This window comes from Cytobacillus sp. C11.1 (genome assembly GCF_058145115.1).
The window spans coordinates 2,152,959-2,164,534 of record NZ_CM176935.1 but is presented as its reverse complement, the minus strand read 5'-3'; the positions used below and the strand labels follow the sequence as shown (position 1 = coordinate 2,164,534).

The following is an 11,576-nucleotide window of genomic DNA, read 5'->3' as shown; positions in this document are numbered from 1 at the left end:
GCTACCTGAGACCCGGGATACTCAGGAAGCTGCGGTGCACCCTTTGTTTGGTTATTTTCCCCTTGATGTTCAGCCTTATTTGTGACAACTCTTGTTAATCCAGGAAAAGGGCAGGGGAACGCTAGATTTTTTTATTTGAATGTCTTATACTATATAGGAAATAGGAGGGGTAGACTGTGAACGAATTTGAAAAGAACGTCCAAAGTAAACGAAATGATGCTATCGACTCTGGCGTAGGATTTATCGTATCATTCGGTTTCTTCGCAACGTTATTTGTTATTGCAACAGTCATTAAATTTTTAGGAGCTTAATGGCTACATAAAAATGTATTGTCCAGGCAATTTTTTGTGCCAGGCCAAAACATTGAGGCTGCATATTTGCAGTCTCTTTTTTACTTTTGGCTGCTATCTAAAAGATTGTTGTTAGTAGCGGGCTCAAGTACTTTCTAAGATATACTATGGAAGCTGAACATAAAAGGTTCCTAAATTGCCTTTAAAAATATAGGTAACTGCCCCATGCTCATCTGTTCTTAAAATTCGAATATCATTGCTGCGAAACCTGGAAATTACATCTGTGTGGGGATGCCCGTATCGGTTGTTATCCCCTGCTGAAATTATGGCTATCTTCGGCTCAACGCTTGAGAGGAATAGATCTGTTGATGAGGTTTTACTTCCATGATGCCCCGCTTTTAATACATCAATTTTTAAGTTGGGATAATTTTGAACCAGCCTTTCTTCTCCTTCCGCTTCAATATCTCCGGTAAAAAGCCAGCTTAAGCCGCCCAATTTGGCAAATAGCACAATGGACCCGTCATTTCTCTCTGTTTTAATATCTTCTTGCGGAGAAAGAATTTGAAAAAAGCCTTCTCCCTCTGTCCATCTGTCTCCAGCTTTACTGAATTCGACTTTACTATTTCTCCTCTTTGCTTTATGAATAACTTCTTGCTCGAGCTCAGAAATCTCACTGACTATTGGCAAAATAACGGCTTTAACCCTTATTTCGTCAATGACCGCTGCAGCTCCGCCAATGTGGTCCATATCCCCATGAGTCAAAATAAGCTTATCAATTGAACTGATTCCTTTACTCTTAAGAAAAGGGACAACTATGTCCTTCCCTGCTTCAAATGGATTGCTCCGTATCTTCCATTCTTTCGTTTGAAAACTGACTGTGCCGCCTGTATCAATTAAATAGTTCCCTTTTCCATATGGAAGCTTAACCAATATGCTATCCCCCTGTCCAACATCAATAAATGTGACTTCTCCTTTTGGGGAAATAGAAGTGGTAAAGAAATGAAGCAATAACGCAAATACGAGGAGTAAACAACTTAAGAAAAACGCTTTCTTTCCCTTTCCCCTTTCCCATAAGGCGAAAAATGCGGGTATGAGCAAAACATATAGGAGCAGGACCAGTAATGAAGGACGCCCTAAAACAATAGATGTATGAGGGACATCTGAAAGTTTTCCTGCTATATAATCAATGAGATTTATAAATTCATCAAAAGGAGCAAGCAAAAAAGCAGACTTCCCGCCTGTTAATAAATGAAGCAGAAAAATAATTAGTATGGCCGGCAGAACAACAGAGGAAAATAATGGAACAAAAATTAAATTGGCAAATACAGAAATAATGGACATTTCAAAGAAATGCCAGAACAATATCGGCATTGCTGCGATTTGGCAAATAAAGGACACAGCGACAATGATGACAAGGGGGTTGGTAAATCGTTTTAATAGGAGCGGTGCTGACAGGATGAGCGATAAACTAACAGCAAATGAAAGCTGAAAGCCGGCATTAAATAGGATATAAGGGGAAATAAAGACATAGATAATAAACACAATGGAGAATATATCAATGATCAGCACAGCTGATTTTAACTTCCTGGCAAACAACACTAAAAGCATCATAAAAACAGCTCTGATGACAGATGGTGCTGCACCTGTAATAAGCGCGTATCCTGGCAAAATCAGAATTAGAGCGCTCGTCATTTTCTCTCTCGTTATCCCTGCCCGAATTCCCGCAAGAAAAAACATGCCGGCAAGCAATCCTACATGCAGGCCGGAAATAGCAAGTAAATGGATTATCCCCAGTTTTTGATAAGATTCAAGAATATCTTGTTCAATGAAATTTCGATCACCAAATATGAGGGCAGCTGCTATGGAAGCTGTCTTTTCAGGAAAATTTCCCATCAGGTAATTTATTCCTGTTTCTCTTATTTTCAGAAGTGATAATGGGAGGCTATTTTCACGGTAACTGCAATCGGAGAGGATTAACTGCTTAATTTCAAGTATCCAGAAGATTTTGTTATGATTGAGGTACTCTTTATAGCTGAATGCGTTGGGATTTGTGGCTATTGGCGGCGTCTGCAAAGTTCCGTTTACCTTGCATGAAAGTCCAACCCGCAAATAGTTGCTGAGGATCTTTTTTTCTTTATCAGATTTAATTTTATATTTAGCCATTAATCGTTCATTCGAAACTGTTTCAACAAGGACGGTAAGTTGGTCTCCATCTATTCTAGCAGATTCTTTAATCCTTACTTCAAAAAGTGTTTCGCCGCCAGCCAGACTGGTTAAATTATGGTCTTCCGCTATTACGCTTCGAATGAGAAAGAGAAGGAAGAGGATTAAGAGCAGGCCAGATTGTTTTTTTGTGAGGATACTTCTTTTATATAACAAAAACGCTGAGACAAACATAATGAAAATAATAATAACCGGTTTGAAAAAAGCTGTTAATATTCCAGAGAGTGAGGCAGCAGCTGCATAAATCCATCTGCCTTTCATGAAATTTGCTCCTTTTCTACTAATTTCTTCCGTTTAAAATGCAGGAATAAAATCCGCTCTTTCTTGGGTTTTACTCCTGCAATCAAATCATGGAGTAAATAGCTTGTCCTTTTTTCCCTTGTAAACTTTCAATAATTCCCGATTTGTTCCACTCTTCTCAAGTTCGCTCATCATCTCTTCGATAAGATCACGTTTTTCTTGCCTGCTTTCATCAAATGAAACCTTTTCAGCTTCAACCTGAACCGTTTTAACCCCGGCCTTCTCAAAGAGTTCAATACCATAAGGGTGATTTTTATAGTCCTGTGCGTAGTAGACTGTTTTAATACCTGCCTGGATAATAGCTTTGCAGCATTGAAGACAAGGAAAATGTGTTACATAGATTTCTGCATCACTTGTAGGCACACCAAATTTAGCACATTGCAAAATCGCGTTCATTTCTGCGTGTATAGTGCGTACACAATGGTTATCAATAACATAGCAGCCTTCATCCATGCAATGTTCACCGCCTGCAATTGAACCATTATATCCCCCTGCAATAATTCTCTTATCCCTGACTATTGTTGCGCCTACCGCCAGTCTTGTACATGTACTCCTTAGAGCAAGCAAATGGCTTTGAGCCATAAAGTATTGATTCCAGGATATACGTTCCATTTTGTTTGCCTCTCCCTTCCATCTTTTCGCAAGCTGTTGCCAGTCACTGCTATAATCTTATAGGAAATTCTAATTTTCTCAACATAAGTTTAAGCCCCAAATGATACAAGGTCAATGGAAGGAAGAATTTCTACTTTATCTCTATCCGTTCTTTCAGTTTTTCGAAGGTCTTTTCCCCAATCCCTGCAATTAATTTCAGATCCTCTATAGCCTTAAATGATCCATTTGTTTCCCGGTGCTCAAGAATGGCAGCAGCCTTGGAAGGACCAATTCCCGGCAGCGTTTGCAATTCAGCCTCGCTTGCTTTATTCAGATTAATTTTCCCATCATTTTGTTGGACTGATATTGAAGTCATTCCCTCAGCCCTATTCGTTTCAGAGAGTCCCTCTCCTTTTTCAGGAATATAAATAACCATTTCATCCGCTACCCTTAATGCAAAGTTTATTTGATTGCGATCAGCATTTTCCAGCAGCCCGCCTGCTTTTTCTAAAACATCTATAACCCTGTCGCCCTCCAGTGTTTCATAAACACCCGGCTTTTTAACTGCCCCTTTCAAATCGACTATTATCACTTGAGGCTGTCCATTTGCCGAAACTTTATCTTCAAGGCCAGTATTGACACTTTCCTCCCTTTCTGCTAATACCGCTTGATCAATATCAGGAAGGGCTTTTGTTTCTTGAGGGGGCATAAATAAATAATATAGGAAAGCACAGATTGCAAACGCACCTCCAAAAAAATATGCTTTATTGTTCTTTACCCATTCAACCATAGGCGTCCTATCCTTTCTTTTTGGCATAATTGTTTTTTTCAACACATATCGTTATACGAGAGAGCCTGCTTTTTTGAAGGAGGGATGGAACAGTGAAAATCGGAATCATTGGTACAGGTAATATGGGGAGAATATTGACAGAGGCATTCCTCGACGGAGGAGCCGTTTCCCCTTCCTCCATGACTATTACCAATAGGACAATTGCGAAAGCGATGGATATAAAGGTAACATACCCTGATATTGCGGTTGCGAAAGATGCAAGGGAGGCTGCACGGCACTCTACTCTTATTTTCGTATGCGTAAAGCCCCATGATGTTTATGAGGTGATTCAGGATATCCAGCCGTTCCTGTCAAAAGATAAGTGTGTGGTATCAATCACAAGTCCCATAAGCGTAGAACAGCTTGAATCTGTACTGCCTTGTTCTGCTGCAAGAGCTATTCCCAGTATCACTAATCGGGCTTTATCGGGGGTCTCATTATTATCATTTGGGGAACAATGCCAGGAGGAATGGAAAAGACGACTCCAGGAGCTTTTTGAGAGTATTTCAACGCCGGTATCTATTGAGGAAAACATCACAAGGGTTTCTTCTGATATCGTCAGCTGCGGACCAGCCTTTTTCAGCTATTTGACACAGCGCTTCATAAACGCAGCAGTTTCGGAAACAGAAATTGACCAGGAAACTGCCACTAAGCTTGCAGGCGAAATGTTAATCGGACTGGGGGATTTGCTAAAGAAAGGGTTTTATACTTTGCCGACATTGCAGGAGAAGGTATGTGTCAAAGGCGGAATTACCGGTGAAGGAATCCGGGTGCTTGAAAGTGAGCTTGGAAAAGTATTTGAACACTTGTTTCAGGCAACACATTCGAAATTTGACGAGGATCTATACAGGTAAAAAAACAGTACACACTCCAATAATAATTCTTTATCAGCTATTAAAAATCCTTCCTATTCAAATAAAAAATTATAGCCAGATTGCCTTTTGGCAATCTGGCCTTTTTAATGATCATGGATATTCTAAGAAGCGGAACCTTTTTCACCTTTAGTGTCTGCACTTTTTCTAGAAATAAAGAAAATCCGTTCCGCCTGGCTTCCCGGAGCTGCATCTTGGAAATCAGCTGAAACCTCCAAAAGCTCAAAACCGCATTCCCGTAGCCATCCGTCATAGGTTTCAACAGGGTAGGTCCGCTGAAAGTGAAGTTCATCATAACGATCGTATCTTCCCGTTGCTTCATCCAAAACAAAAAAGGAGAGATCATGCTCAACAGAGTTGGGGTATTCCCCCTGATAGCTATGCCATATATAAGAAATTTCTTCATCATTCTCAGCAAATGTCTGATTCATAAAGATTTGCATAATTTTATAAATAGAATGAACATCAAATATAAAGAGGCCATTATCTTTAAGGTGTCCATGAACGCGCTGAAAGGTTTCTTGGACCTCTGATTCTGTCTCTAGATAGTTTAATGAATCGCAAAAAATCCCAATAACATCAAATTCTCCAAATCCCTCCAACTCAGCCATATTCTGCTGATAAAAAGGAATTCGCAGGCCGCTTTGTTCGGCCTTAGCCTGAGCTACAGCCAGCATATTCACTGACAGGTCCACACCAGTAACATCATATCCCCGTTTTCCAAGCCTAATCGCAAGCTGACCTGTTCCGCATGCCAGATCCAGCAGCTTTTTGCCTGGAACACCATACTTACCCACCTTTTGGCTGATTAATTCCACCCAGCTATCGTATGGGACATCCTCCATTAGCTGGTCATAAAGATAAGCAAACTTGCCATAGCTCATTGATTAAGCATGCTTTGGACGTTTTCAACTGGCGCATCGCCCCAAAGCCTTTCCAGGTTATAATAGCTTCTTTCGTCACGATGGAAAACATGTGCTACGACATCCCCCATATCAACAAGAATCCACCTGGCTTCATCAAAGCCTTCCATTCTTTTAACAATAAATCCTTCTTCTTCCGATTTCTCTTTCATTTCCCGCGCAATGGCCTGCACCTGTTTGTCAGAGTTCCCATGGCAAATAATAAAGTAGTCAGAGATTAAGGAAATACCTTGCATATTCAGGACAGTAATATCCTCTGCTCTTTTATCATCCGCTGCCTTTACTGCAGTCATCAGCAATGTATTCTCACTCATTCAATCAATCCTCCGTTTTCATTAAAAGATCATTATAGGTATGGAAGGTAGCCGGAAAAACAGGCTGCCCCTTTTTTACTAAAAACATAATGGTATTCTGTACAGATTTTATTAGTGCTTTATCCAGACTAGAATTGGCCAACTCACGCACCTCTTCTACACCTGGGAAATGCCTTCCGGGCTCAATGTAATCAGCAAGGTAGATGACTTTTTCAAGCAATGACATCCCTACCCTTCCAGAAGTATGGTATCTAATTGCGTCGAGAACTTCGCTATCAGTAATTCCCGCTTCTTTTTCAGCCAAATAAGCGCCGACAGGAGCATGCCAAAGCTCACTGTTGTATGCAAGGAGCTCAACGGGCATACGATTGCTAATAATGATTTCCTTCATCTCATCTTTTGGCCGAAATTTTGCATAATCATGGAAGATTGCAGCCAATTCTGCTTTTTTTTCATCTGCACCATACTTTTCCGCAAGCTTTATGCCCGTTTCCATTACACCAATAGTATGAAGAAAGCGATGTTCGGTTAATTGTTCTTTAACAATAGCCAGGGCCTGATCACGATTCATATAAATGATTCTCCTTTATATAGTTCCTAATTGGATCAGGGACTAGATAGCGGATCGATCCGCCTTTCTTCAGCCTGCTCCTGATCATACTCGATGAAATCCCCATTTCCGGAACCTCTGAATAAAGAAGGGAATAGGAAGTTACGAGATTGTAGGAAGGCCTCTGCACGCCGATGAAAGTAATCATTTCAAGAAGCTTATCAATGTTGTGCCACTTAGGCAAATACTCTACCATGTCAGCTCCGATAATAAAGTAAAACTGCTTTTGAGGATAGTTTTCCTTTAAAAGCTTAATCGTATCATAGGTAAATGAAGGCCCTTGCCTTTCCAGCTCAATCAGTTCCAATTTGAATCTTGGATGGTCATCCACTGCAAGCTTAAGCATTTCTATCCGGTCACGGTTGCTGGCAGCATTGGATTTCTCCTTATGAGGTGGCTCCTGGTTCGGCATAAACCATACTTCATCCAAGCCTTGTGAGCACATAACCTCATTTGCAATAATAAGATGTCCCAGGTGAGGAGGATTAAAGGTACCTCCCAGTATGCCTACTTTGTCCATTTGCGCCCCTCCATTTCCGCATGCCGAATGAAACTGTTCTTATGGCAGTTCGATTTGTTTGTTTTCTATTGATTCTTTATATAAAACAATAATATTCCCAATAACTTGAACAAGCTCCGCTTTTGTGCCTTTTACCAGCTGCTCTGCAACTGTATCTCTGTCTTCATCACAATTTTGCAGGACAGTGACTTTCAATAATTCACGTGCCTCCAAGGCTTCTCCTACTTGTTTAGTCATGTTTTCATTTACCCCGCCCTTGCCTACTTGAAAAATCGGGTTTAAATGATGGGCTTTAGAACGTAAAAAACGTTTTTGCTTTCCTGTTAGCATAATAATCCTCCCAGTTGTTTTAAGACTTTATCTCTCATTCTTTTTATATCCGGTGAAATGCCAGTCCATTTTTCAAAAGCCAGGGCTCCCTGATAAACAAACATATCCAGTCCATTTTGGGTTCCGGCTCCCTTTTTCCTGGCTTCCCGCAAAAGCTGTGTTTCAAGCGGATTGTAAATAATATCACTCACAAAGGATCCGGATTTAAGATTATGTATGGAAAGCGGACTCTTTTGAATGTCCGGATGCATTCCAATTGGCGTAGTCTGAACGATTAGATCGTATGCCTCTAAATTCCCCTCAGCTTCCTGTATATCGAATGCCCGAGTTGGGACAGGATAAGGACAATCCTTCACGATAAGATCAGCTTTAGTAACAGTACGGTTGCAGATATCCAGCAATGGAGGCCCTTCTTTAGCCATTGTAAAATAGATGGCTCTGGCAGCTCCACCTGCACCCACTACTAACACCTTCTTTTCCTTTAAAGTCGAAATTTCCTTTAGCAACCCTTTCACATATCCGCTTCCATCTGTGTTAAAGCCTTTAAGCCTGCCATTATGGTTAACAACCGTATTGACAGCTCCAATGGCATTTGCCAAGGGATCCAGCTCATCCAAAAGAGGTATGATCGCCTCTTTATGCGGTACAGTAACATTAAATCCCGATATCCCTATCGCCCTGAGCCCTTTTATCGCATCCCCCAGGTTTTCTTTTTTTACATGGAACGGCTGATAATGGGCATCAATGCCATAAGCTTGAAATAAATCATTATGCATGGCAGGCGACATTGAATGTGATATAGGATCGCCTATAACACCATAGAACTTTTTCAAATTCCTCTCCCCTTTTGAAAAGCGTAAGGCGCCGCTAATCGCCCATGACTTCTAGTCCCTGGAAGCCGCAGCTAGCCTCGCTTAAGACCTCGAGCTGGGCGCCTCCTCCTAAAAGCTAGCGCTTTTTGTCGTGCGTAGATAATTCTCCAATGTAGTACCAATGGAGCTAGACTGTTATCATAGGTAACACATGCAGCTTTTGATGTATGGAAATAAACTATATCAAAGACTTTCTCACTATTGCATGAACACCTTTAGGAACATATGCAGCTATCTTTGCACCTGCTTCGTTAACTGTAATCCACCCCAGCCCGGAAAAAACGATATCTGTTTTCGGTTCCTTAATTGTAAACTCATGCCTAACAAGCTCCGGAAAAGTATCCATCTGTTCCCTTCTTGGAGGGGTAAGCATTTCACCTGCATGGTTTTGATATAATTCATCAGCATTCTCCATTTTTGTGCGATGTATATTTATTTCGTTAGAAAAATGGCAAACAAATGAACTGCGGCCTCCTGAAATATAATCAAACCTTGCAAGCCCTCCAAAGAACAGAGTCTGGCCTTCATTCAATTGGTAAACTTTAGGCTTAATTTCCTTTTTGGGTGTAATAACCTTTAAATCCCGCTTATCAACATAGTGGGCCATCTGATGATGGTTTATAATTCCTGGTGTATCGACCAGAGCTTTTCCGTCCGATAAAGGAATTTCAATAATGTCCAATGTGGTACCAGGAAAATGAGAAGTGGTAATGACATCTCCCTCACCTGTTACTTCTTTTAAAATCCGGTTAATAAAAGTAGATTTTCCTACATTTGTACAGCCAACTATATACACATCTTTGCCTTCACGGTATTGGTCAATAGCCTCTGTAACCTCGGTGATGAATTGGCCTTTCGCCGCACTTACCAAAAACACCTCTTCGGGCTTTAATCCAAGCTGCTTTGACTCCTGCTTCATCCAATTAATCAGCTTATTTGTCTTCACTGATTTCGGAAGCAGATCCACCTTGTTTCCGACTAAAAGAATTTTATTATTTCCAACAAAACGGTGCAGCCCCTGAAGCCAGCTGCCATTAAAATCAAAGATATCAACAATCTTGACAATGAGCGCATCACTTTGTCCAATTTCGTTCAGGATTTTCAGGAAGTCATCATCAGTGAGACTCACATCCTGAACCTCGTTATAATGTTTTAGCCTGAAGCAGCGCTGGCATATGATCGCTTCCTTTTGCAGCGCTGAATGAGGGGCATAGCCTAAATCTTCAGGGTTTTCCGTTTGAATTTTAACCCCGCATCCTATACAAACATATTGCTCTTCACTCACTTTTTAATCCTCCCACTGAATCATTCCCTTTTTTCTAAACCAATTTAAAATTCTTCTTTCAACTAAGCGGTTAAACCTTGTAATGAATCCATCTGTTTGTGCAACAGGCACAACTAATATGGTATGGAAGCCGCTGCGGTTTCCGCCCAGTACGTCCGTCAGCAATTGGTCACCTATGACCACAGTTTCTTCTTTTTTAAGCCCCATTTCTGAAAGAGCTCTTCGAAATGCCCGCCCCATTGGCTTTCTTGCCTGATAAATAAACGGAATATTAAGAGGGTGGGAAAATGCCTTTACACGGCTTTCATTATTATTTGATACAATTGTTACCATTATATTGCTTTGCTTCATTTCTTCAAACCAGCTAATCAGTTTGGGAGTTGCATTGGGCCTGTCCCATTCCACCAAAGTATTGTCCAGGTCCGTAATAATTCCTTTAATACCTTTTTCCTTTAAACTATGCGGAGTAATCTCAAAGATACTTTTCACATGCTGGTCAGGCAAAAAATGCTTTAACACTGTATTTACACCTCAATCATTATTCGTATTGTCCATTTTTTCCATAAGCTGATTTCACAAACTTTGTTACTTTTTAAACAAGTAGTGAGGCGAGGTTGATTTCCCCCCAGGATGCTCAGCGAACCGCGGGGTGGGCGGGGAGCCTCCCGCTGGACTTTGAATAAGCAGTCCTCGAATCATCACCGCACGAAGGAAACGCGAATGCATTTTCGCGGGATTAGCACCTTACGCCCCAATCAAACAACCTTATTTATCCATGTTATTCATTAAAGCTAGTTAAAAACAACAACTTTTTGAAAAGAGTATTTCCTTATTATTGTTCACAAAAGACAATTACCGATTACATCATAACCAATTTTATCCGCTCTTTCAAAAACAAACACCAATATGCCTTCCATCAATGTATAAAAAACACTTATCCACACCAAGAAAACCAGCACTATTCCAGCGAGTACTATTTTATACGATTCCACAAAAAGGTGAAAGACACTCAAACAAAGGGAATTTCTATGAGAAACATAGGATTTTTTACCTAAATTTAAAAATTTTTCGACAAAACCCAACTTCCTTTGATAGCTGTGGATAACTTTATGCACATAATCCAATGTGATTCTTATACTTTTCCCCTTTTTATAAACAAAATAATCACAGGTTATCCACCATCACCTGTGGATAACAGAACAGTTGTTCTAATCGTTTAATTTTGCTAGAGTAGGGGTACAACATAAAATCTTACATTATATGTATAAAAATAATCAGTTAGAACCGTATATTCCTTTTTCCTGGAGGTGGGGCAGGCATGCGTAAACTGTCAGATGAATTACTTATTGAATCCTATCATAAAGCAAGGGAACTGCAGCTCAGCAAAGACTTTATCCGTTTAATAGAAACAGAAATCCACCGGCGCTCATTATCTAACAGAATAAAAGTCTCTTCTTAAAAAGTACAAGCCCTGAACAGGGCTTTTTTTCTAGGCTCTTTTTCCAAAAGATTGTTGTTTTTAAGTTGATGTTGTAAATAAGAACCTTGATAAATAAGGTTGGTTGATTGGAGCGCAAGGTGCGAGACTCCTCGAAAATGAAAATTCGTATTTCCTTG

At 40.4% G+C, this 11,576-nt stretch carries 13 protein-coding genes and 1 pseudogene; 3 read left to right on the top strand and 11 right to left on the bottom strand.

Translation table 11 applies throughout. The annotated features are described in order from the left end of the window. Positions 1 to 176 precede the first annotated feature (176 nt). Complete coding sequence (locus AC3ZVC_RS10660; protein WP_019382872.1) at positions 177 to 311, top strand: YqzM family protein; 135 nt, start codon at positions 177 to 179, stop codon at positions 309 to 311. Between the two features lie 144 nt (positions 312 to 455). Here the strand turns inward: AC3ZVC_RS10660 and AC3ZVC_RS10655 are convergent, their stop codons facing one another. The 3 genes from AC3ZVC_RS10655 to AC3ZVC_RS10645 form a co-directional block, all read right to left on the bottom strand. Further along, positions 456 to 2,774: a DNA internalization-related competence protein ComEC/Rec2 gene (locus tag AC3ZVC_RS10655; protein WP_490068354.1), complete on the bottom strand. Its 2,319-nt coding sequence runs from the start codon at positions 2,772 to 2,774 to the stop codon at positions 456 to 458. Positions 2,775 to 2,861: 87 nt separating this feature from the next. Continuing rightward, positions 2,862 to 3,425 carry a ComE operon protein 2 gene (locus AC3ZVC_RS10650; RefSeq protein WP_490068352.1) on the bottom strand — a complete coding sequence of 188 codons (564 nt, stop codon included), beginning with the start codon at positions 3,423 to 3,425 and terminating at the stop codon, positions 2,862 to 2,864. Positions 3,426 to 3,555: 130 nt separating this feature from the next. Further along, entirely contained in the window at positions 3,556 to 4,194 is a 639-nt protein-coding gene (locus tag AC3ZVC_RS10645) for a helix-hairpin-helix domain-containing protein (RefSeq protein ID WP_490068350.1), read from the bottom strand. A 92-nt stretch (positions 4,195 to 4,286) separates the two neighbouring features. On the opposite strand from AC3ZVC_RS10645, the pseudogene comER reads away from it, so the two are divergent. Next, positions 4,287 to 5,110 (top strand): annotated as a pseudogene (comER, locus tag AC3ZVC_RS10640) (late competence protein ComER). A gap of 99 nt (positions 5,111 to 5,209) precedes the next feature. On the opposite strand, the gene AC3ZVC_RS10635 reads toward comER, so the two are convergent. The 8 genes from AC3ZVC_RS10635 to AC3ZVC_RS10600 all read right to left on the bottom strand — a co-directional run bounded on the left by AC3ZVC_RS10635 (position 5,210) and on the right by AC3ZVC_RS10600 (position 10,478). Then, a complete protein-coding gene (locus AC3ZVC_RS10635; protein WP_490068349.1) occupies positions 5,210 to 5,989 on the bottom strand; it encodes a class I SAM-dependent DNA methyltransferase in 780 nt (259 codons plus the stop codon). Beyond that, positions 5,986 to 6,342: a ribosome silencing factor gene (gene rsfS / locus AC3ZVC_RS10630; RefSeq protein WP_490068347.1), complete on the bottom strand. Its 357-nt coding sequence runs from the start codon at positions 6,340 to 6,342 to the stop codon at positions 5,986 to 5,988. Before rsfS ends, AC3ZVC_RS10635 begins: the two co-directional genes overlap by 4 nt. 4 nt (positions 6,343 to 6,346) lie before the next feature. Next, entirely contained in the window at positions 6,347 to 6,913 is a 567-nt protein-coding gene (gene yqeK, locus AC3ZVC_RS10625) for a bis(5'-nucleosyl)-tetraphosphatase (symmetrical) YqeK (protein ID WP_490068346.1), read from the bottom strand. Then, on the bottom strand, positions 6,903 to 7,472 hold the full coding sequence (locus tag AC3ZVC_RS10620) for a nicotinate-nucleotide adenylyltransferase (protein ID WP_490068345.1): 570 nt from the start codon (positions 7,470 to 7,472) through the stop codon (positions 6,903 to 6,905). Before AC3ZVC_RS10620 ends, yqeK begins: the two co-directional genes overlap by 11 nt. A gap of 39 nt (positions 7,473 to 7,511) precedes the next feature. Next, a complete protein-coding gene (yhbY, locus tag AC3ZVC_RS10615; RefSeq protein ID WP_214727634.1) occupies positions 7,512 to 7,802 on the bottom strand; it encodes a ribosome assembly RNA-binding protein YhbY in 291 nt (96 codons plus the stop codon). Then, entirely contained in the window at positions 7,796 to 8,635 is an 840-nt protein-coding gene (gene aroE / locus AC3ZVC_RS10610; RefSeq protein ID WP_490068344.1) for a shikimate dehydrogenase, read from the bottom strand. The genes yhbY and aroE overlap by 7 nt, the downstream gene beginning before the upstream one ends. A gap of 217 nt (positions 8,636 to 8,852) precedes the next feature. Beyond that, on the bottom strand, positions 8,853 to 9,959 hold the full coding sequence (gene yqeH, locus AC3ZVC_RS10605; RefSeq protein WP_490068342.1) for a ribosome biogenesis GTPase YqeH: 1,107 nt from the start codon (positions 9,957 to 9,959) through the stop codon (positions 8,853 to 8,855). A 3-nt stretch (positions 9,960 to 9,962) separates the two neighbouring features. Beyond that, entirely contained in the window at positions 9,963 to 10,478 is a 516-nt protein-coding gene (locus tag AC3ZVC_RS10600) for a YqeG family HAD IIIA-type phosphatase (RefSeq protein ID WP_490068341.1), read from the bottom strand. Between the two features lie 799 nt (positions 10,479 to 11,277). On the opposite strand from AC3ZVC_RS10600, the gene AC3ZVC_RS10595 reads away from it, so the two are divergent. Continuing rightward, positions 11,278 to 11,418 (top strand): sporulation histidine kinase inhibitor Sda, encoded by a 141-nt coding sequence (locus tag AC3ZVC_RS10595; protein ID WP_026584554.1) that lies wholly within the window; start codon positions 11,278 to 11,280, stop codon positions 11,416 to 11,418. Positions 11,419 to 11,576 lie beyond the last annotated feature (158 nt).

Coding starts and splice junctions, on each gene's coding strand:
- AC3ZVC_RS10645 (WP_490068350.1), bottom strand. CDS start 4,194: ATGGTTGAATGGGTAAAGAACAATAAAGCATATTTTTTTGGAGGTGCG.
- rsfS (WP_490068347.1), bottom strand. CDS start 6,342: ATGAGTGAGAATACATTGCTGATGACTGCAGTAAAGGCAGCGGATGAT.
- AC3ZVC_RS10655 (WP_490068354.1), bottom strand. CDS start 2,774: ATGAAAGGCAGATGGATTTATGCAGCTGCTGCCTCACTCTCTGGAATA.
- AC3ZVC_RS10650 (WP_490068352.1), bottom strand. CDS start 3,425: ATGGAACGTATATCCTGGAATCAATACTTTATGGCTCAAAGCCATTTG.
- yqeK (WP_490068346.1), bottom strand. CDS start 6,913: ATGAATCGTGATCAGGCCCTGGCTATTGTTAAAGAACAATTAACCGAA.
- AC3ZVC_RS10635 (WP_490068349.1), bottom strand. CDS start 5,989: ATGAGCTATGGCAAGTTTGCTTATCTTTATGACCAGCTAATGGAGGAT.
- AC3ZVC_RS10620 (WP_490068345.1), bottom strand. CDS start 7,472: ATGGACAAAGTAGGCATACTGGGAGGTACCTTTAATCCTCCTCACCTG.
- AC3ZVC_RS10595 (WP_026584554.1), top strand. CDS start 11,278: ATGCGTAAACTGTCAGATGAATTACTTATTGAATCCTATCATAAAGCA.
- yhbY (WP_214727634.1), bottom strand. CDS start 7,802: ATGCTAACAGGAAAGCAAAAACGTTTTTTACGTTCTAAAGCCCATCAT.